The 18175-nt window shown below is 35.1% G+C and carries 23 protein-coding genes; 22 read left to right on the top strand and 1 reads right to left on the bottom strand.

The window, feature by feature from the left end:
• The first annotated feature begins 3 nt into the window (after positions 1-3).
• The 22 genes from PXC01_RS00995 to PXC01_RS00895 all read left to right on the top strand — a co-directional run bounded on the left by PXC01_RS00995 (position 4) and on the right by PXC01_RS00895 (position 17088).
• Positions 4-420, top strand: a complete 417-nt coding sequence (locus PXC01_RS00995) for a bactofilin family protein (protein ID WP_276470513.1) — start codon at positions 4-6, stop codon at positions 418-420.
• Positions 398-625, top strand: a complete 228-nt coding sequence (locus tag PXC01_RS00990) for an AtpZ/AtpI family protein (RefSeq protein ID WP_276470512.1) — start codon at positions 398-400, stop codon at positions 623-625. The genes PXC01_RS00995 and PXC01_RS00990 overlap by 23 nt, the downstream gene beginning before the upstream one ends.
• A gap of 3 nt (positions 626-628) precedes the next feature.
• Positions 629-1021, top strand: a complete 393-nt coding sequence (locus PXC01_RS18440) for a DUF6168 family protein (protein ID WP_420828574.1) — start codon at positions 629-631, stop codon at positions 1019-1021.
• A gap of 93 nt (positions 1022-1114) precedes the next feature.
• Positions 1115-2290 carry a F0F1 ATP synthase subunit A gene (gene atpB, locus PXC01_RS00985; RefSeq protein ID WP_276471244.1) on the top strand — a complete coding sequence of 392 codons (1176 nt, stop codon included), beginning with the start codon at positions 1115-1117 and terminating at the stop codon, positions 2288-2290.
• Positions 2291-2328: 38 nt separating this feature from the next.
• Positions 2329-2523, top strand: a complete 195-nt coding sequence (atpE, locus tag PXC01_RS00980; protein WP_027065438.1) for an ATP synthase F0 subunit C — start codon at positions 2329-2331, stop codon at positions 2521-2523.
• Positions 2524-2612: 89 nt separating this feature from the next.
• Positions 2613-3113, top strand: a complete 501-nt coding sequence (locus PXC01_RS00975) for a F0F1 ATP synthase subunit B (RefSeq protein ID WP_276470511.1) — start codon at positions 2613-2615, stop codon at positions 3111-3113.
• 8 nt (positions 3114-3121) lie between these two features.
• Positions 3122-3661 (top strand): ATP synthase F1 subunit delta, encoded by a 540-nt coding sequence (atpH, locus tag PXC01_RS00970; protein ID WP_276470510.1) that lies wholly within the window; start codon positions 3122-3124, stop codon positions 3659-3661.
• A 1-nt stretch (position 3662) separates the two neighbouring features.
• Entirely contained in the window at positions 3663-4472 is an 810-nt protein-coding gene (locus PXC01_RS00965) for a hypothetical protein (protein ID WP_276470509.1), read from the top strand.
• Between the two features lie 29 nt (positions 4473-4501).
• Positions 4502-6079, top strand: coding sequence for a F0F1 ATP synthase subunit alpha (gene atpA / locus PXC01_RS00960; RefSeq protein WP_276470508.1), 1578 nt, complete (start codon positions 4502-4504; stop codon positions 6077-6079).
• Positions 6080-6154: 75 nt separating this feature from the next.
• Positions 6155-7015 (top strand): ATP synthase F1 subunit gamma, encoded by an 861-nt coding sequence (gene atpG, locus PXC01_RS00955; protein ID WP_276470507.1) that lies wholly within the window; start codon positions 6155-6157, stop codon positions 7013-7015.
• 137 nt (positions 7016-7152) lie between these two features.
• Positions 7153-8373 carry a TCR/Tet family MFS transporter gene (locus PXC01_RS00950; RefSeq protein WP_276470506.1) on the top strand — a complete coding sequence of 407 codons (1221 nt, stop codon included), beginning with the start codon at positions 7153-7155 and terminating at the stop codon, positions 8371-8373.
• 74 nt (positions 8374-8447) lie between these two features.
• Entirely contained in the window at positions 8448-9290 is an 843-nt protein-coding gene (locus PXC01_RS00945; protein ID WP_276470505.1) for an alpha/beta fold hydrolase, read from the top strand.
• A complete protein-coding gene (locus PXC01_RS00940; protein ID WP_276470504.1) occupies positions 9290-9784 on the top strand; it encodes an RNA polymerase sigma factor in 495 nt (164 codons plus the stop codon). Before PXC01_RS00945 ends, PXC01_RS00940 begins: the two co-directional genes overlap by 1 nt.
• The gene (locus PXC01_RS00935; RefSeq protein WP_276470503.1) at positions 9777-10337 is read left to right on the top strand and encodes a hypothetical protein; all 561 of its coding nucleotides are present in this window, start codon (positions 9777-9779) and stop codon (positions 10335-10337) included. Before PXC01_RS00940 ends, PXC01_RS00935 begins: the two co-directional genes overlap by 8 nt.
• Positions 10338-10416: 79 nt before the next feature.
• Complete coding sequence (locus PXC01_RS00930; protein ID WP_276470502.1) at positions 10417-10794, top strand: hypothetical protein; 378 nt, start codon at positions 10417-10419, stop codon at positions 10792-10794.
• Between the two features lie 114 nt (positions 10795-10908).
• On the top strand, positions 10909-12366 hold the full coding sequence (locus PXC01_RS00925; RefSeq protein ID WP_276470501.1) for a lipopolysaccharide biosynthesis protein: 1458 nt from the start codon (positions 10909-10911) through the stop codon (positions 12364-12366).
• The gene (dut, locus tag PXC01_RS00920) at positions 12363-12797 is read left to right on the top strand and encodes a dUTP diphosphatase (protein WP_276470500.1); all 435 of its coding nucleotides are present in this window, start codon (positions 12363-12365) and stop codon (positions 12795-12797) included. Before PXC01_RS00925 ends, dut begins: the two co-directional genes overlap by 4 nt.
• A gap of 15 nt (positions 12798-12812) precedes the next feature.
• Positions 12813-13745 carry a tetratricopeptide repeat protein gene (locus tag PXC01_RS00915; RefSeq protein ID WP_276470499.1) on the top strand — a complete coding sequence of 311 codons (933 nt, stop codon included), beginning with the start codon at positions 12813-12815 and terminating at the stop codon, positions 13743-13745.
• A 30-nt stretch (positions 13746-13775) separates the two neighbouring features.
• Positions 13776-14540 carry a lipoprotein insertase outer membrane protein LolB1 gene (gene lolB1, locus PXC01_RS00910; RefSeq protein ID WP_276470498.1) on the top strand — a complete coding sequence of 255 codons (765 nt, stop codon included), beginning with the start codon at positions 13776-13778 and terminating at the stop codon, positions 14538-14540.
• Positions 14541-14544: 4 nt separating this feature from the next.
• Complete coding sequence (locus PXC01_RS00905) at positions 14545-15768, top strand: murein hydrolase activator EnvC family protein (RefSeq protein WP_276470497.1); 1224 nt, start codon at positions 14545-14547, stop codon at positions 15766-15768.
• An 11-nt stretch (positions 15769-15779) separates the two neighbouring features.
• The gene (locus PXC01_RS00900) at positions 15780-16625 is read left to right on the top strand and encodes an aldo/keto reductase (RefSeq protein ID WP_276470496.1); all 846 of its coding nucleotides are present in this window, start codon (positions 15780-15782) and stop codon (positions 16623-16625) included.
• Between the two features lie 151 nt (positions 16626-16776).
• Entirely contained in the window at positions 16777-17088 is a 312-nt protein-coding gene (locus PXC01_RS00895) for a hypothetical protein (protein WP_276470495.1), read from the top strand.
• Between the two features lie 63 nt (positions 17089-17151).
• On the opposite strand, the gene PXC01_RS00890 is transcribed toward PXC01_RS00895, so the two are convergent.
• On the bottom strand, positions 17152-18075 hold the full coding sequence (locus PXC01_RS00890; protein ID WP_276470494.1) for a hypothetical protein: 924 nt from the start codon (positions 18073-18075) through the stop codon (positions 17152-17154).
• Positions 18076-18175: the final 100 nt, after the last annotated feature.

Below are 18175 nucleotides of genomic sequence, written 5' to 3'. Positions count from 1 at the left end.
ACAATGTTTTCAGACAAACAAAAACCTAGAGCTATGAATGAAGTAGGAGGCCAGCCTAATAGAATAGAGAAGAACACCAAAATTAAAGGAGATATTATATCTGAAGCGGATTTTCGTATAGATGGTAAGCTAGATGGTAATGTAAAAACTTCCGGTAAAGTGGTGATCGGTAAAGATGGCTACATTCATGGAAAAGTAGAATGTGTAAATGCAGATATAGAAGGCAGTTTTAATGGAGAACTTTTAGTATCCGATCTATTATCCTTAAAATCATCTGCAGTTATAGAAGGTACCGTTTCTGTAAGTAAATTGGCTGTTGAACCGGGTGCTACATTTAACGCATCTTGTACCATGGGTGGTGGTAAAGCTGCGGGTACAGGTTTTAAATCTTCAAATAATGGAGCCGCAAAAGCCTCGTAATGATAATTCTGAACTCTTAAGAAATGCCGCAAGCTTATCTGGTGTTGCCATACAAATGGGTGTCACTATATACTTGGGCAATCTTTTAGGAGAGTGGTTAGATCAAAAGTTTGAAAAAACGTTTTTAGAGGATACATTTACATTACTTGCTGTATTTTTGTCTATCTATTTAGTCATAAAAAAAGTTATGGCGCTAAATAAATAAACGTTGCTAAAAAATATCACTTTATATATAGTCGTGTTCACTGTTGTGGGCGCGACTTCTTATTTTCTACAAAATCTTGCCTTATTAGATCCGCCAACCTATTTAGGTCCGCTATTGATCAAGGCCTATACATTTCATTTTTTGTTTTCCCTTACACTGGTCATCATTTTCTTAATTGCCTCTAAAAACAATTCCTTTTTTGAACAATTAGGTTTTATCTATATGGGTGTACTTGTTTTTAAGATTACAATTTTTGCGGCACTATTCTATCCTTACCTTTTAGGAGAACTGATTATGCCTCAAATATATAGGGGTGGGCTACTTATACCGGTGATTATTTTTTTGTTTCTAGAAGTGTTTTTTATTTCGAAAATTATGCGCAAAAAAAGACTCTAAATTTTAAAGCTTTAAAATTGGGTAGTTTATGCAATAATTAACTACTTTTGCGCAAAATTTCTAGGAGCTAAATTTTTTGATAAAGAACTAATGATGCAAGTTTCAAATACGATTAAAACCTTATTACAACTTCTAATACTTTGTTTTTCATTACAAAGTTTTGCTATATCTGATACTGAGCCAGAAGGAGTGGTAAGTGGAAAGGAACAGGTTGACGCCTATATTTTACATCACCTTAAAGATTCTCACGATTTTCATTTATTCTCATATACTAGTGATTCAGGTGAAAGAAAACATGTTGGTTTTCCCCTTCCGGTTATTCTTTGGTCAAGCAATGGATTAGTGACTTTTATGTCCTCAGAATTTCACCATGATGATAACGGGCAAGTAATTGTTGAAAAGAACGGTTCTAAATTTGTAAAACTTCACAGTAAAATTTATGAGTTGGAAGCAGGCGCTTCATCGGTTAGTTTTGATGAAGAGCATCATGCAACAAATGCGCATAAAGTTTTAGATTTTTCAATTACTAAAAGTGTTGTTGGTGTGTTGTTGGTAGGTTTGTTGATGTTGTTGGCCTTTTCTTCTTTGGCGAAACAATATGGTAAGAAAAATATACCTACTGGTTTCGGTAGAGTGTTAGAGCCATTGGTGCTTTATGTAAGAGATGAGATTGCAAGACCAAATATTGGTGAAAAGCATTATAGAAGATTTACGGGTTACTTGTTAACCGTGTTCTTCTTTATCTGGGTGTTAAACTTGTTGGGACTTACCCCATTTGGGTTTAATGTTACTGGACAAATAGCGGTAACGGCTTGTTTGGCAATTTTCACTTTAGTTATTTATACGGTTAGTGGAAATAAAGATTACTGGATGCACATTTTATGGATGCCGGGTGTACCTGTATTTGTAAAGCCTATTTTGGCTATTATAGAATTAGCTGGTGCATTTATCATTAAGCCATTTTCATTGCTAGTACGTTTGTTCGCAAACATATCTGCGGGGCACATTGTGGTAATGAGCTTAATTGCGATCATGTTTACCTTAAAAGAGAGTTTGGGGGTAGCGGGTGCTACAGGTTTATCATTGGTATTATCATTTTTTATTACGCTTATTGAGGTTTTAGTAGCCTTTTTGCAAGCATATATTTTTACTGCACTTTCTGCTTTATTTATAGGTATGGCAGTTGCAGAGCATGACCATGATCATGAACACGATGAGGCGGGTCACGAGGTAGCCGATACGGAAGATGTAAGGGCGGACTTCATTTAATAAGAGTTTTTTTAATTTAATTATATAAATCAATTAGTATGGTAACTTACAATTTAATTGGAGCAGGTTTAATCGTTATCGGAGCAGGTCTAGGTCTTGGTCAAATCGGTGGTAAAGCAATGGAAGGTATTGCTCGTCAGCCAGAAGCGGCAGGAAAAATTCAAACTGCGATGATTATCGTAGCTGCACTTTTAGAAGGTTTGGCATTCGGTGCTTTGTTCTTAGGAAAATAAGAACACGAAAACCCAAAGACATCTTCCTGTAACGGTTGGTTACAGGAAATGTTTTTTAATTATTTGATTTAGATTTTAAAGATTAGGATATGGAAGTTTTATTGAACGATTTTTCACCAGGTTTGTTTATAGTTCAAACAATATTATTATTAGGATTAATATTCTTGATGGTAAAATTTGCTTGGAAACCAATTTTAAACTCTTTGAACGAAAGAGAAACGGGTATTGAGGAAGCATTGGCCGCAGCTGAGAAAGCAAAGGCAGATATGCAGAACTTACAGGCCGATAACGAAAAGATGCTTCAAGAAGCACGTGCAGAACGTGAGGCTATGTTGAAAGAAGCTCGTGAAATCAAAGAAAAAATGATTTCTGACTCTAAAGAACAAGCAAAGCTTGAAGGTGATAAAATGTTGAAGCAAGCACAGACTGCAATCGAAAGTGAGAAAAAAGCTGCTGTTGCCGACATTAAAAGTCAGGTTGCAGAATTGTCTGTTGCTATAGCAGAAAAAGTATTGAAAGAGGATTTATCTAACAATGACAAGCAATTGAAATTGGTAGATACAATGTTGAGCGATATAAAACTTAACTAAAAGAAATAATGAGCGAATCTAGAGCTGCATTACGTTACGCAAAGGCAATATTGGATATGGCCAAGGAAAACAAGGCCTTGGATGCTGTTGAAAAAGATATGCGTTCAATCGCCGCTACTATTTCAGATAGTAAGGAACTTAAAGATGTATTGGCTAGTCCGGTTGTATCCGGTACTATGAAAAAGAATGCTCTACTTGAGATTTTTAAGGGTAGTCATTCGATCACGGAAGGCACTATTAATATGTTGGTAGACAACAAGCGTTTGGGAATGCTAAACGAAGTTGCCTTAAAATACATTATTCTTAATGAGCAACAAAAAGGTAAAGATGTGGCTTATGTTACCACTGCAGTACCTTTAGATGCCGCAATGGAAAAGAAAATATTATTGAAAGTTGCTGCACTTACCGGTAATGAAGTTACCCTAGAAAGTAAAGTGGACGAAAGTATTATTGGAGGCTTCATATTAAGAGTTGGAGATTTACAGTATGATGCTAGCGTAAGCAACAAGCTTAATAATTTAAAAAGAGAATTTTCAAATAGTCTATAATATGAATAGAATAGTTTTTGGACTGGTTTTATTTTTTAGTGTGTCTATTAGTGCTCAAAAAATAGGCTTTAAAAAAGGTGCTATATTAGTGGACAAGGTTGCCATTCCTATAAAGATGGAAACTGAGCATAGAGCTACAAAGACTATGGGGGATTATGATATTTTGTATTCATTTACGAATTCAAATTCATCAGAATTGTTTCTTCAAGTAAATAGTATAGGAAGAATGTTGGTTCCAAATGGGGCTAAAGAGAGCTGGTTAGAGATTTCAAATGCGGATTTTTCCAAAACTAATGCTATAGATATCGATCCTGATTATGGGACTGGTAAAAAGAAAATTATAAGTTTTTTAATTGAGAAGCTTCAGTTTTTTGATTTGTCGGGAAATGTAAATGCCGAAAAAATTTCTACTTTCCTTGATACTAAAACTGAAAGTACCGCAAAAGAGAAGGTTAACAAAGTTAAAAATCAAGACAAGGAACTAGATGCAAAGGTTGCAGCGATTAATCCATTTGTACAAAATGATTTAAGTATTACTAAAGGTGGTAGAATGGGAACTGACGTAATTGGAAAAGTTACCTCACCTGATGAATATTCTGGTACAAGATCAACGCCTATTAAAGTGTATGATGTTGACGGAAACTTAATTGCAACAGCAACAACAGATATTCAATCACCAGTAAAAGTTTCATTGCAAGATGGGTCTAGTTTTGAATATAAAGCAAAAAGACAATTAAGTAAGGTGACCAAACAAGAGTTTTTGACCGAGTTAATTGGAGAGTTGATTAAAAAAGGTAATAGTCCTTGGTAAAAATATTACAGTAAAATAATAAGTAAGATATGGCAGGAGTAAAAGCCGCTGAAGTATCAGCAATTTTAAAGAAACAATTATCAGGATTTGATGCTACCGCTACTTTAGACGAAGTAGGTACTGTATTACAAGTTGGTGATGGTATCGCAAGAATCTACGGATTAGCGAACGCTCAATATGGAGAATTGGTTGAGTTCGAAGGCGGACTTGAGGGTATCGTTCTTAACCTTGAAGAAGATAACGTTGGTGTCGTTCTTTTAGGACCTTCTAAATCAGTTGGTGAAGGTGATACGGTTAAACGTACACAACGTATTGCTTCTGTAAAAGTTGGTGAAGGTATTGTTGGTCGTGTAGTGGATACTTTAGGTAACCCTATTGACGGTAAAGGACCTATTTCTGGTGATACTTATGAAATGCCTTTAGAGCGTAAAGCTCCAGGGGTAATCTACAGAGAACCTGTAACTGAGCCAATGCAATCAGGTATTAAAGCAATTGATGCGATGATTCCAGTTGGTAGAGGGCAGAGAGAACTTGTTATTGGTGACCGTCAAACTGGTAAGACTACAGTTTGTATCGATACCATTTTGAATCAAAAAGAGTTTTATGATGCTGGTGAGCCTGTTTACTGTATCTATGTTGCCATAGGTCAGAAAGCATCTACCGTTGCCGGTATCGCTCAAGTATTGGAAGATAAAGGTGCAATGGCATATACTACCATTGTAGCTGCAAATGCATCTGATCCTGCGCCAATGCAAGTATATGCACCGTTTACCGGAGCATCTATTGGAGAATATTTCCGTGATACAGGTCGTCCTGCATTAATTATATATGATGATTTATCTAAACAAGCGGTTGCTTACCGTGAGGTGTCTCTTTTGTTAAGAAGACCACCAGGACGTGAGGCTTACCCAGGTGACGTTTTCTACCTACACTCTAGATTATTGGAGCGTGCTGCAAAAGTTATCAATGATGATGATATCGCAAAAGAAATGAACGATTTGCCAGAGGTGTTAAAACCAATGGTGAAAGGTGGAGGTTCTTTAACGGCATTACCTATTATTGAAACACAAGCGGGTGACGTTTCTGCTTATATCCCAACCAACGTAATTTCTATTACTGACGGACAGATATTCTTAGAGCAAGATTTATTCAACCAAGGTGTAAGACCTGCAATTAACGTTGGTATTTCTGTATCTCGTGTTGGTGGTAACGCTCAGATTAAATCAATGAAGAAAGTATCTGGTACATTGAAATTAGATCAAGCTCAGTTCCGTGAATTGGAAGCCTTTGCTAAATTCGGTTCAGATTTGGATGCGGCTACGTTGAACGTAATTGAAAAAGGACGTAGAAATGTTGAGATATTAAAGCAAGCACAGAACGATCCTTATACTGTTGAAGATCAAGTTGCCATTATCTATGCAGGTTCTAAGAACTTGTTAAGAGACGTGCCGGTTGAAAAAGTAAAAGAATTTGAACGTGATTACCTAGAGTTCTTGAATGCTAAGCATAGAGGTGTTCTGGATACATTGAAGTCTGGTAAATTAACCGATGAGGTTACAGATACGTTGACTTCTGTTTGTAAAGAGCTTTCAGCGAAATATAAATAAGTTTAAAAAGTACTGAGTACTGAGTAAATAGTACAAAGATTATTGCTTTGTACTATTTACTAAATACCGAAAAAAATGGCAAATTTAAAGGAAATACGTAATAGGATTTCATCGGTTTCTTCAACGATGCAGATTACCAGTGCTATGAAAATGGTATCTGCTGCAAAATTGAAAAAAGCACAAGATGCTATTACTGCTATGAGACCTTATGCCGATAAGCTTACTGAACTATTGCAGAATTTGAGCGCTAGTTTGGAAGGTGATTCTGGTAGCGTTTATGCAGATAATCGTGTGGTCAATAAAGTGTTGGTCGTTTCAGTTACTTCTAATAGAGGTCTTTGTGGTGCTTTTAATACCAATATTTTAAAGCAGTCAACTCATCTGGTCGAAAATGTTTACGCTGGTAAACAAGTAGATTTCGTTGCAGTTGGTAAAAAAGCCAATGATTATTTGGAGAAGCGTTATAAGGTGATTGCTAATTATAGTGAGGTTTATGACGATTTAACTTTTGACAATGTTGCTGAAATTGCTGAAAGTTTAATGGCCCTTTTTACCGATGGTGAATATGATCGTATTGAAATTGTTTACAATAAGTTCAAAAATGCGGCTACTCAAATTGTTATGACAGAACAGTTTTTGCCAATTGTTCCGTTAGAAGTTGAAGAAACTGCGAGTGCCGATTATACTTTTGAACCATCAAAAGTTGAAATCATAGAACAGTTGATTCCTAAGTCCTTAAAAACACAATTGTACAAAGGTATTAGAGATTCTTTTGCTAGTGAACACGGTGCACGTATGACGGCAATGCACAAAGCAACTGATAACGCAACAGAAATGCGCGATCAATTAAAATTAACATATAACAAAGCTAGACAGGCAGCTATTACCAATGAAATTTTAGAAATCGTTGGTGGTGCAGAGGCATTGAACAATTAAAAATGTTCATATATAGATGACTTCTTGTTGTCTAAGCTTAATACGCTTTTAACTATATATAAAAACCCCACTCTCCAGTGGGGTTTTTGTTTTTATTCCATTTATTTTCCTTTTTTTACCCGACTTTTGTCTTGACCATGAAATCTAAGAAAACCGCGTTACTTTTTATTTTCATTACCATCTTAGTGGATGTTATAGGTATAGGTATCATCTTACCGATAATTCCCGATTTGATTATGGAGTTAACAGGCGAGGGCAATCACATGGCAATTATCTACGGTATGTGGCTAACGACCGCTTTTGCGGGTATGCAATTTCTATTTTCACCGGTATTGGGTGAAATTTCGGACAGATATGGTAGAAGACCTATATTACTTTTGGCGCTTTTAGGTTTAAGTATAGATTACTTAATTCATGCCTGGGCACCCACAATCACCTGGTTGTTTCTAGGTCGTTTTTTAGCGGGAATAACCGGAGCTAGTTTTACCGTTGCTTCTGCATATATAGCTGATGTAAGCACCAAAGAGAATAAGGCAAAGAACTTTGGTTTAATAGGAGCCGCATTCGGAATAGGATTTATAATAGGTCCCGGTATTGGTGGATTTTTCGGAGAGATAGATATTAGACTCCCATTTTATATTGCTGCAGGCCTAACATTTGCAAATTTCCTTTTTGGTTATTTCTTTGTGCCTGAATCTTTGACTCCGGAGAATAGAAGGCAAATCAACTTTTCAAAGATGATTCCTGGGGTTTCTTTATTCGCTTTGCGTAATTATAAGGGTATCTTATTACTGATTTCTGCATTCTTTTTGGCAAACCTTGCAGGGCAAGCTTTGCCATCTACATGGTCGTATTATGGCATTGAACGTTATGATTGGAATCCGAAACAAATAGGATTATCTCTTATGGTAGTTGGTCTACTTGTTGCTATTGTACAGGGCTATCTAGTTGGGAAAATTGTAACGAAATTTGGAAAGCGTAAAGTAATTACATTTGGTTTTTTACTTTGGACAGTGGGTATGTTTCTATTTGCATTTGCCAAAGAACCTTGGATGCTTTATGCATTTTTGATCCCGTACGCATTGGGAGGAATTGCTGGTCCAACCGTACAAGGGGTTATTTCTAATCAGGTTTCTGAAAAAGAGCAGGGAATATTGCAAGGATCTATAACCGGTTTGGTAAGTATAACGGCAATTTTGGGTCAGTTTATCTTCGCACCCGTATTTTATTATTTTATCCGCCCAGAGGCGTCCATTTACTTTCCTGGCGCACCATATGCTTTGGCAGCTTTATTTCTTTTAGCGGCTTTTATTTTAGCATCCACAGCCATAAAAAGAATGGATGTAGAGCCGGAATAATATTTTTTTCAAATAAAAAGGTAACATTTTTTAAAATTTGAATCTAAAGGGTGAACAAACAAAAAACTCTTTCGATGAAAACAATTCAACTTTTAGTATTCTCATTATTTATTATTTCCTCTCTTTCAACAACTGCACAAGACTATCCTTTTAAAGTTATAGTAATTGGTAAAGGCGAACCAATACTTTTATTTCCAGGCTTTGCATGTACAGGTGATGTTTGGGACGCTACAGTTGCAGAGCTAGCAAAAGATTACGAATGTCATGTATTTACATTTGCCGGCTTTGGAGATGTACCTGCTATTGAAAAACCTTGGCTTCCCAAAATAAAAGAAGGAGTTGTGAAATATATATCAGAAAATAAATTAGAGAACCCTACTTTACTGGGTCATAGTCTAGGTGGCGCACTAGCACTTTGGATGGCTACTGAAAGTGAATTTTATAAGGAATTGATTATTGCAGATGCATTACCGTCAACGGGTGCATTGATGATGCCTAACTTTAAAAGTGATTATATAGTATATGATTCGCCATATAACAAACAAGTACTGGCAATGAATGCAAACGATTTTGAAGCTATGGCAACTCAAATGGCTAATGGTATGACCAAAGAAAAGGTACATCAAGAAAAAATTAAAGATTGGATGACAATAGCTGACCGAGAAACTTATGTTTATGGTTATACCGATTTGTTAAAGTTAGATTTAAGAGAAGATTTGGCTGAGATTAATACGCCGGTTACAATACTTGCCGCTACGGAACCTCATGGTTTAGAAATGGCCAAATCTACTTATGAACTACAATATAAAGCGCTTAATGAATATAGCATTGAATTTGCTAATGGGGCATCTCACTTTATCATGTATGACCAACCACAATGGTTTATTGAGAATGTTAAAACTGCGTTGAACGACTAATGGGTAACAAAGAAAACACATATCAGAAGATATATGATGAAAATTACCCTAAAGTAATGCGATTATGCATGGGGTATACTGGGGGTAACGAGTCTCTAGCTAAAGATTTGGTTCAGGAAACTTTTATAAAAATTTGGCAAAATTTAGACCAATTTAGAAATGAAAGCGCAATAGGTACTTGGATATACCGTATTTGTGTAAATACTTGCTTAGCCGAAATAAAGCGGGAACGTAAAAAGGACAGGGAACTTCAAATTGAAAGTCTTCAGGTTAGTAATAGTGATGATATTTCTGTTGAGAAAGAAGAAATGTTAATTCAATTGTATTCATGTATCAATAGCTTGAACAGTACTAATAAGGCAATTATTTTATTGGAACTGGAAGGATTGCCTCAACTGGAAATTTCGGAAATAATCGGGATTAAGCATGAAGCTATCAGGACTAGGGTACATAGAATAAAACAACAACTTACAAAATGTGTAAACAATGGATAATTTTAAGGAATTGCAAAATAAATGGCAGAACCAAACAAAGGTATCTGCAACCGAAGATGGGTTTCAAACGCTTTTAAAAAATGTAAAATCTATAGAGAACAAGCAAAAAACCGGTAATATAGTTTTAACGCTTACTATTATAATATTGGTTTCTTTCTTAATATACGTATCAGGATATAAGAGTGCTACATTCATGCTTGGTATCGGCTTAATGATCGGTAGTTTAGTAATAAGAATTGCTGTTGAATTATTTAGTTTAAAGAAATTGAGGAGAATAAATTTTAATAAGGATTCCAGTACTTTTAAAAGTGATTTAACCAACTATTATAGTTTCAGAAAATATACCCATTATTTAATTACCCCTATAGCATTGGTAACCTACGTTATTGGATTTGTAATTTTATTACCGCAATTTAAAGCTACGTTATCTCATGGATTTTATCTTTATATATTGTTCTCGGCAATTGTGTTACTAATAATTTTTTGTTTTTTTATGTATAAACAAGTTAAAAACGAACTTGGTAAATTGAAACAATTACAAATACAGGATTAATGGTTATTTATGATAGCAATGTTAAATGACCAATTATACCCATATTACTTCATATCTTTATAAGAATAATATGGTTTCAATGAAATATTTAAATAGTTGTTTTTTACTTTTTTGCCTTTGTCTAACAAGCTGTACTTCTCAGAAAAATTTACAGACAGAAATACCTTTTGAAATAGGGAAAGCTACTTACCAACAGTACATTGGTGGAAGAGAGGAAAGTGGTTCCGGTATTGAATTAAGAATTCCCGTATCCTTAATGGATAATTCTGAGATTAAGGTAGGTGAAGTTTATTTTAGGGGTAAACAAGTAAAAGCTTTTATGGATACTATTGAAGATAACAAGGTGATCGTTGTTAGAATGCCCGATAATAGTCCAGAATCGTCGGAAACAAAGAGTTTTTCATTAAAAATCGATGAAGCAATTGTTAGTTATCTTGAAAATGGTGAAACAAAATAAACCAAGGTAGAGGGTATAAAACAAAAGCAACCATTAATTTATAAGGGCGCACCCAAAAACTAACTTTGTAACTAGGCTTTTAATAGGTACTTTTATCACTTGAACGTATAGTGCTTGAATCCACTCAAAAAACTTTTTAAACAAACTGCGATCTATGGCTTGGCAACTGTCTTGCCTAGGATGCTTAATGTCATACTAGTGCCCATTTATACGGGTGTTATGTTGCCAAGTTCTTATGGGCAGGTGGTGGTGATTTATGCATATTTTGCCATATTCAATATTTTTTTGGCATATGGTATGGAAACTGCTTTTTTTAGATTTTACAAGGATTCTGAAAATAAGAAAAGGGTTGTTTCCACTTCTTTATTGTCCATTTTAGGCTCCACATTGATATTTATGATTGTTGGATTTTTGTTTAAGTCTCCACTATCAAATTTTCTGGAAATATCAATAGAATATATTGGTTATGTCTTTTGGATTTTAGCTTTGGATGCTTTGGTCATCATACCTTTTGCATGGTTAAGGGCCAATGAAAGACCTATGCGCTTTGCCATAATTAAATTGATCAATGTAGTTTTGAACTTAGGGCTCAACTCCTTTTTCTTACTATTACTGCCAAAAATTGCAATGGACAGTGATGGTTTTCTAGCTTCAATATATAAACCGGATTATGAGATTTTGTATATTTTAATTTCAAATCTTGTATCAAGTGCCGTTACCCTTATGCTAATGTTACGGGTATATCTAAGAAGACCTTATGTCTTTGATGTCGATATTTGGAAACGTATGATAAAATACGCCATGCCGGTAATGGTGGCAGGTATTGCATTTACCGTTAATGAAGTATTGGATAAAATCTTGCTCGAGAAAATTTTACCAGTTGAAATAGCTAGTGAAGAAGTGGGTAAATATGGTGCTTGCGTAAAGTTGGCAGTGTTCATGACATTGTTTATTACTGCGTTTAGAATGGGTATTGAACCTTTCTTTTTTAGCCACTCGGATACCAAGTACCCTCAAAAGGCATATGCCCAAATAACGAATTATTTTGTGGTACTGGGAAGTATTATTTTACTAGCGGTAATTGTTTTTTCTGATGTCTTAAAAGTGCTCTTTGTGCGCGATGAAGCTTATTGGGAGGCCATGCCAGTAGTACCGTTAATTTTGTTGGCCGCTTTCTTCTTAGGAATTTACCATAACCTTTCCGTTTGGTATAAAGTTACGGATCGCACCAAATTTGGAGCCTATATATCAATGATCGGTGCCGTTTTGACCATCATTGTCAATTTAATTTTCATTCCGTATTTTGGGTACATGGCATCGGCAGTAGCCACGTTAATGGCTTACGGAACCATGATGTTGCTTTCCTTTTATTTTGGGCGTATGTATTATCCTATTCCATATAACTTTAGAAAAATTATCTTTTATTTAGGAATTTCCGTCTTGTTTTCTATTCTTTCATTTTACATTTTTGATAGAAACCTATTTGTTGGTATACCGTTATTAATTTTGTTCTTGGGCTTGGTCTATAAACTGGAGTTTGAGAATCTTAAAAAACTATTTTTAAACAGATGAACATAAAAATTATTAATAAGTCAGCCCATGATTTGCCGCATTACGAAACAAATGCATCTGCTGGTATGGATTTGAGGGCAAACCTTACGGAACCTATAGTTCTTCAGCCTATGGGCAGAGCAATAATACCAACGGGTCTTTTCATTGAATTACCCGTAGGTGTTGAAGCTCAAGTAAGACCAAGAAGCGGTCTGGCCGCAAAGAAAGGAGTAACCGTACTTAATGCTCCCGGTACAGTAGATGCTGATTATAGAGGTGAAGTGGGTGTAATTTTAATCAACCTGGGTAGTGAAGATTTTATAGTGGAAAATGGTGAACGTATAGCGCAATTAGTTATTGCAAAACATGAGCGTGCGGAGTGGAACCCAGTTGATAGTTTGTCTGAAACTGCCAGGGGCGAAGGCGGTTTTGGTAGTACGGGTGTCAAGTAGTTTTATAGTTAAAAGATGAATAAATTGACTTTTTTGGGCTTTCTTTTCGGTGTTTTAGTTACACCGAAATTCATACATGCGCAAGAAAATCAAGAATTGGAAGTTGAACAAAGCTCAGAGGTTTTTCTGGAAGAATACTCAGATGCTTTTCAAGAAAATTTTTTTGAGGGCTTAAAGCAAATGGGCATTAGAAATTATGACCGTGCCATCACCTATTTTTTAGAATGCAAACGTCTGCAGCCTCAAAATACCGTTGTTTCTTTTGAACTTGCCAAATTTCATTTATATGATAAGCAACTGATACTTGCTCAAGAGTATGCACTGGAGGCGCTTAATGGTGAGCCAGAGAATTATTGGTATGCAGAAACTTTGGTTGATGTAGTAGATGCCAATAAATCTGCCATTGAAGAGGTAAAGGGAAATTTACCGTGGAGTAATGTTGCACTTAGAGGAAATTTGGCGGAAATCTATTATCTAAATGAAGATTACCTTACCGCTAAGGCAATGTTGAAGGGAATTAAAACTTCCAAAAAACAGGAATACCTTGAGCGTAAAATAAATGACTCCATTGCGCATCAACAAAAGAAGTTGGTTCCCGGTATAAAGCCCAACAATGTTATTGCTTCAAAAGAATTAAATAATGTAGAGGGCTATACAGCTAAAATTGAAAGTCTGTTGGCATCAGCCAGTGACAATGTTAAATTGCTTGCTACAACTGAAGAGGCTATAGAACGTTTTCCCTCTCAGCCTTATTTTTATTATGCAAACGGTACAGCATTAAATAAAAACTTAAAGCATAATGACGCTATAGAAATTTTAGAAGCAGCTTTAGATTATCTTATTGATGATAGGCCTTTAGAGAATGCCATTTATATAGAATTGGCAAATGCATTTACGGCAATCAATAATACCTCTAAAGCAAATATGTACCTTAGTAAAATTAAATAGGCATTTTAGATAACGAAGTTTTTGGATACAATGAAGATAAAATATGTTTTACTGCTGGTAGTTATTGTTTTTACCGCATCTTGTAAAAGTACAAAGGTAATTTCCGGTGGTACAGTAGATGCTAAATTGTCCTCTAAATCGGTTATAAAAGCGCATTACCAAAATGAAGCCGGTTTTAAAACATTGGCAGGGAGGGTAAAAATTAACTATTCTGATGGTGAATCTTCTCAAGGTGTTTCCGTCAGTTTACGAATGGAAAAGGATAAAGCTATTTGGATGAGCGCACCCTTAGGTATTGTTAAGGCATATATTACTCCAGATAGGGTATCGTTTTACAACAAATTGGAAAACGAATATTTTGATGGCGATTTTTCCTATTTAAGTGATTTGTTAGGGACCGAGGTAGACTTTTCAATTTTACAAAATCTATTGACCGGACAGGCAATAGTAGATTTAAGAGAAGAAAAATATAATATTGGTATTTCTGAAGATGCCTATAAGCTTACCCCAAAGCAGCAAGGTACTTTGTACAAAACCTTGTTTCAAATAGAGCCTAAAAATTTTAAAATGGCATTGCAACAGCTTTCTCAACCCGCCGATAAGCGATTGTTGAAAATAGCCTATAAAAATTATCAAAGTATAGATAAAGAAATTTTGCCAAATGAGATTATGGTAAAGGCTATTAGTAAGGATAAGGATAATACGATAGACCTTGAGTTTAAGAATTTAGAATTGAACGGAAAAGTTAACTTTCCATATTCAATTCCAAAAGGGTTTAATGAAATAGAGTTGTAAGAGAATGTTGTTCAAAATAAAGTTTGTTTCTTTTCTATTGGTCCTGTTCACTACTGTATCTGCTTTTGCGCAGACCAGTGAGCAAAAAGCTTTGGAGGAAAAACGAGCGCAACTTCAATCAGAAATACGTGATATTAACCGGTTGCTCTTTGCCGAGAAAAAGGAAAAAGGAAATGTCTTGGATCAAATGGAGGCATTGGATAAAAAAATTACCGTACGTCAACAACTAATTCGGGTTACCAATCAACAATCTAATTTGTTGAACAGGCAGATAAATACCAATATCAGAAACATTGGCAAGTTAAAAACAGAACTGCAAGAAGTAAAGGACGAGTACGCTAAAATGATTCAGAAATCATATCAGAACAAATCCAAACAGAATAGATTAATGTTCTTGTTATCTTCAGAAAGCTTTTTTCAGGCATTTAAAAGGCTTCAGTATATGAAGCAATATACAGATTATAGAAAAGAGCAAGGAGCTCAAATATTAGCTAAAACCGAGGAACTTTCGCGTTTAAATTCAGATTTGAACGAAGAGCGAAAAGTGAAAGAGGTTTTGTTGGCTCAAAACAAAAAGGCAAAAAACCAATTATTTGCTGAAATTCAGGCCCAGAAAGCTTTGTTAGGTGCTATTCGCAAGAACGAGAGCAAGTATACAAGTGCCATTGATAAGAAAAAGAAGGAAGCTAGAAAGATCGATCAACAGATAGAAAAGTTGATTAGAAGCGCCATTGCCGCATCAAACAAAAAGTCGGGTAGTTCTACCAAAAATTCTAGCAAGTTCGTATTAACTCCTGAAGCTACCGTAATTGCAAATAATTTTTCTGCCAACAAGGGTAAATTGATCTGGCCGGTTGAGAAAGGTGTAAAAAGTCAAGGTTTTGGAGTATATGCCGATCCGGTCTATCCGGGAATTAAGCACCAAAGTAACGGAGTTATCATTGCTACCGATGAGGGTTCTAAAGCTCGCGCTATATTTGAAGGAGAAGTCATTGCTATTTTGGCCGTACCAGGTGGTAATAAGGGTGTTCAGATCAAACATGGTAACTTTATTAGCACCTACTATAACCTTTCTGAGCTATATGTTAAAAAGGGAGATAAAGTAGCCAGTAAAGAAGAACTTGGTATCGTTTATACCAATAAGAACAATGGTCAGACCAGATTAAAATTCTATCTATATCAAGATACATCTCGTCTTAACCCAGAAGAGTGGGTGTATCGCCTTTAAAAAATACTACGATGAAAAACGAACTCAAGATTACAGATATTAAAGGAAGCTTTGAACTGCGTAACGGGGTTCAAATGCCATATCTAGGTTTAGGTACGTACTTATCAAATAATGATCAAGAAGTTGTAGATGCCGTTAAAAGTGCACTTCAGTTAGGCTATAGTCATATAGATACCGCCGCAGCTTATAAGAATGAAGAGGGCGTAGGTAAAGGTATACGTGAGAGCGGAGTAGATAGAAATGATATTTTCCTGGTATCCAAAGTCTGGAACGATGATCAGGGATATGAAGAAACACTAAAGGCTTTTGATGCTAGTTTAGAACGTTTGGGTGTAGATTACTTGGATCTTTATTTAATTCACTGGCCGGTTAAAGGTAAATACAAAGATACTTGGAGAGCTTTAGAGCATTTGTACGCGCAAAAAAAAATTAAGGCTATTGGTGTCAGTAATTTTCTAAAACATCATTTAGAGGATGTCATGAGTGATTGTAAGGTAGTGCCTATGGTAAACCAAATGGAGTTTCATCCGCATTTAGTACAACAAGACCTAATAGATTTTTGTGTCGATAACGGAATTCAATACGAATCTTGGTCTCCTTTTATGCAGGGCAAGGTCTTTAAATTGGATATTTGTTCAGATTTAGCCGAAAAATATAATAAGAGCGTAGCACAGATTATTTTACGCTACAATCTACAAAAAGGTGTTGTTGCTATTCCCAAATCTGTACATGCAAAACGTATTGCTTCTAACGCAGATATTTTTGATTTTGAGCTTTCTAATGAAGATATTGCCTTTTTAGATGGAATGGAAACTGGCGAACGTACAGGTCCGGATCCCGATAACTTCAATTTTTAGCAGGTAATTTTATCAGTATTATTTTTTTGGTATTTGAATAATATCAATTCTTTAAATTAGTGTTATCATATTGATTTTCATTGGATTATGTGGTTGTGGGTTGATTAATTTTTCCGAATTTTACAGTATTAATCAGTAAAACGGAACTATCATGGGCAACACGATCACTTTAAATTCAGAGTCTACTCAAAATCAATTAGATAAAAATACGAAATCACCTAGTTTTAATTTAAGCTGGTCGCTTAGACCAATAGTAGTTTATGTTGTTTTCTTAGCAACATGTTTAACTTTGGCTTTTGGCGGACTAGTTGCTTTTTCTATTGCCTTTTTCATAATAGGGAGCATAGGTTTGGCTGCACTTTATATCTGGGACAATGCAACAAAAATGGAAATGGACCTTTCCTTTAAGGTTGATTTAGAGCAGTCAGAATTGGAAAAAGATTTGTACAGAGAGGCTATTTAGTCTGTAATGGTTGAAGATTGGATTATGTAGTTTGATTTTACCGAACAAAGTTCGGTTATAGTCTCAGTCGTTTATCCAGTTCATCAACTCATGTTTATCAATTATAGACCAACTATGCGGATGCCTTTCTCCGTTAGCTCGATACCCCTTATTCTGTGTTGGGATGTATTCTATTGGGTTAAACCCTGCTTCTTCTAAGTCTTTAGAAAGGCTTTTGATGTAATAACTGTTCAATTGGTCATAATCTGCCATTCTGTTCTTTTTCCACCAAATGGTATCTGGTTCAGTATAAAGTCGAATTTTCGTGTTTTTCAAGCCCATTAGATTATTGATGGTATTAGTTTCAGAAGTATAGACTGCATATTGCTGATATGTTATAATATTGTCTTTAGGATTACCTAATTTATTTTCTAGATTTTCAATAATCCAGGTACTTTCTGCAACAGACACTTCAGAAAATTTTCGTTCTAAATACTTTTGAGAGCTTTTATATAGCGCTAACAAATCAATTGGTGAGTCCACTATAAAAACTCCTTTAGGTGCTAGTTGAAAGCGCTTTTGTTGATTTAAATATGAACTTATTAATAAAGAAACGTTTCCACCGCTTGAATATCCACCAATATAAACATCATTTGTAGGCAAGTTGTTTTCAGTAAATATGTTTTTTAGTTGCTCTGCCAGTGCAATCTTTTCATTTTCTTCTAGCCACAGTTTTTGATTGTAGTTCATGAAAATAACTGCAAGGTTACTCTCTTCCGTATATTTAAGTATTTTGAATTCTTTTTTAGTGTCTTCCGCTTTGTGAAGATAACCTGGAAAAAGAATCAATACTTTTTTTAAGTTTTCAGTTGGTTTAATTAGTTGATATAAGTCTGTATTTATTTCTTGATATCCTGTATTTGCAATAGGTTTTTCTTTCTTTTTAAGGATGTTTTCACAAGAAATTAAAATAATAATTGCTAATATGATTCCGACAATTTTTTTCATGGATACCCTGTTTAATACATTTACCACGTTTTAATTTAAATTAGTTGATAAACTTAAATAAACGGCTTTCTGCAACCCTTTTTGATTTACTCTTAAAATT

The sequence above is a fragment of the Maribacter huludaoensis genome (assembly GCF_029350945.1).
Taxonomy (GTDB): Bacteria; Bacteroidota; Bacteroidia; order Flavobacteriales; family Flavobacteriaceae; genus Maribacter; species Maribacter huludaoensis.
The sequence above is the reverse complement of the archived record's forward strand: the minus strand, read 5'-3'. Positions and strand labels throughout refer to the sequence as shown.

Coding starts and splice junctions, on each gene's coding strand:
- PXC01_RS00915 (WP_276470499.1), top strand. CDS start 12,813: ATGAATAAATTGACTTTTTTGGGCTTTCTTTTCGGTGTTTTAGTTACA.
- atpH (WP_276470510.1), top strand. CDS start 3,122: ATGAGCGAATCTAGAGCTGCATTACGTTACGCAAAGGCAATATTGGAT.
- PXC01_RS00895 (WP_276470495.1), top strand. CDS start 16,777: ATGGGCAACACGATCACTTTAAATTCAGAGTCTACTCAAAATCAATTA.
- PXC01_RS00990 (WP_276470512.1), top strand. CDS start 398: ATGGAGCCGCAAAAGCCTCGTAATGATAATTCTGAACTCTTAAGAAAT.
- lolB1 (WP_276470498.1), top strand. CDS start 13,776: ATGAAGATAAAATATGTTTTACTGCTGGTAGTTATTGTTTTTACCGCA.
- PXC01_RS00945 (WP_276470505.1), top strand. CDS start 8,448: ATGAAAACAATTCAACTTTTAGTATTCTCATTATTTATTATTTCCTCT.
- PXC01_RS00935 (WP_276470503.1), top strand. CDS start 9,777: ATGGATAATTTTAAGGAATTGCAAAATAAATGGCAGAACCAAACAAAG.
- atpG (WP_276470507.1), top strand. CDS start 6,155: ATGGCAAATTTAAAGGAAATACGTAATAGGATTTCATCGGTTTCTTCA.
- PXC01_RS00995 (WP_276470513.1), top strand. CDS start 4: ATGTTTTCAGACAAACAAAAACCTAGAGCTATGAATGAAGTAGGAGGC.
- atpE (WP_027065438.1), top strand. CDS start 2,329: ATGGTAACTTACAATTTAATTGGAGCAGGTTTAATCGTTATCGGAGCA.
- dut (WP_276470500.1), top strand. CDS start 12,363: ATGAACATAAAAATTATTAATAAGTCAGCCCATGATTTGCCGCATTAC.
- PXC01_RS00975 (WP_276470511.1), top strand. CDS start 2,613: ATGGAAGTTTTATTGAACGATTTTTCACCAGGTTTGTTTATAGTTCAA.
- PXC01_RS00905 (WP_276470497.1), top strand. CDS start 14,545: ATGTTGTTCAAAATAAAGTTTGTTTCTTTTCTATTGGTCCTGTTCACT.
- PXC01_RS00890 (WP_276470494.1), bottom strand. CDS start 18,075: ATGAAAAAAATTGTCGGAATCATATTAGCAATTATTATTTTAATTTCT.
- atpB (WP_276471244.1), top strand. CDS start 1,115: ATGCAAGTTTCAAATACGATTAAAACCTTATTACAACTTCTAATACTT.
- PXC01_RS00965 (WP_276470509.1), top strand. CDS start 3,663: ATGAATAGAATAGTTTTTGGACTGGTTTTATTTTTTAGTGTGTCTATT.
- PXC01_RS00900 (WP_276470496.1), top strand. CDS start 15,780: ATGAAAAACGAACTCAAGATTACAGATATTAAAGGAAGCTTTGAACTG.
- PXC01_RS00950 (WP_276470506.1), top strand. CDS start 7,153: ATGAAATCTAAGAAAACCGCGTTACTTTTTATTTTCATTACCATCTTA.
- atpA (WP_276470508.1), top strand. CDS start 4,502: ATGGCAGGAGTAAAAGCCGCTGAAGTATCAGCAATTTTAAAGAAACAA.
- PXC01_RS00930 (WP_276470502.1), top strand. CDS start 10,417: ATGAAATATTTAAATAGTTGTTTTTTACTTTTTTGCCTTTGTCTAACA.
- PXC01_RS00940 (WP_276470504.1), top strand. CDS start 9,290: ATGGGTAACAAAGAAAACACATATCAGAAGATATATGATGAAAATTAC.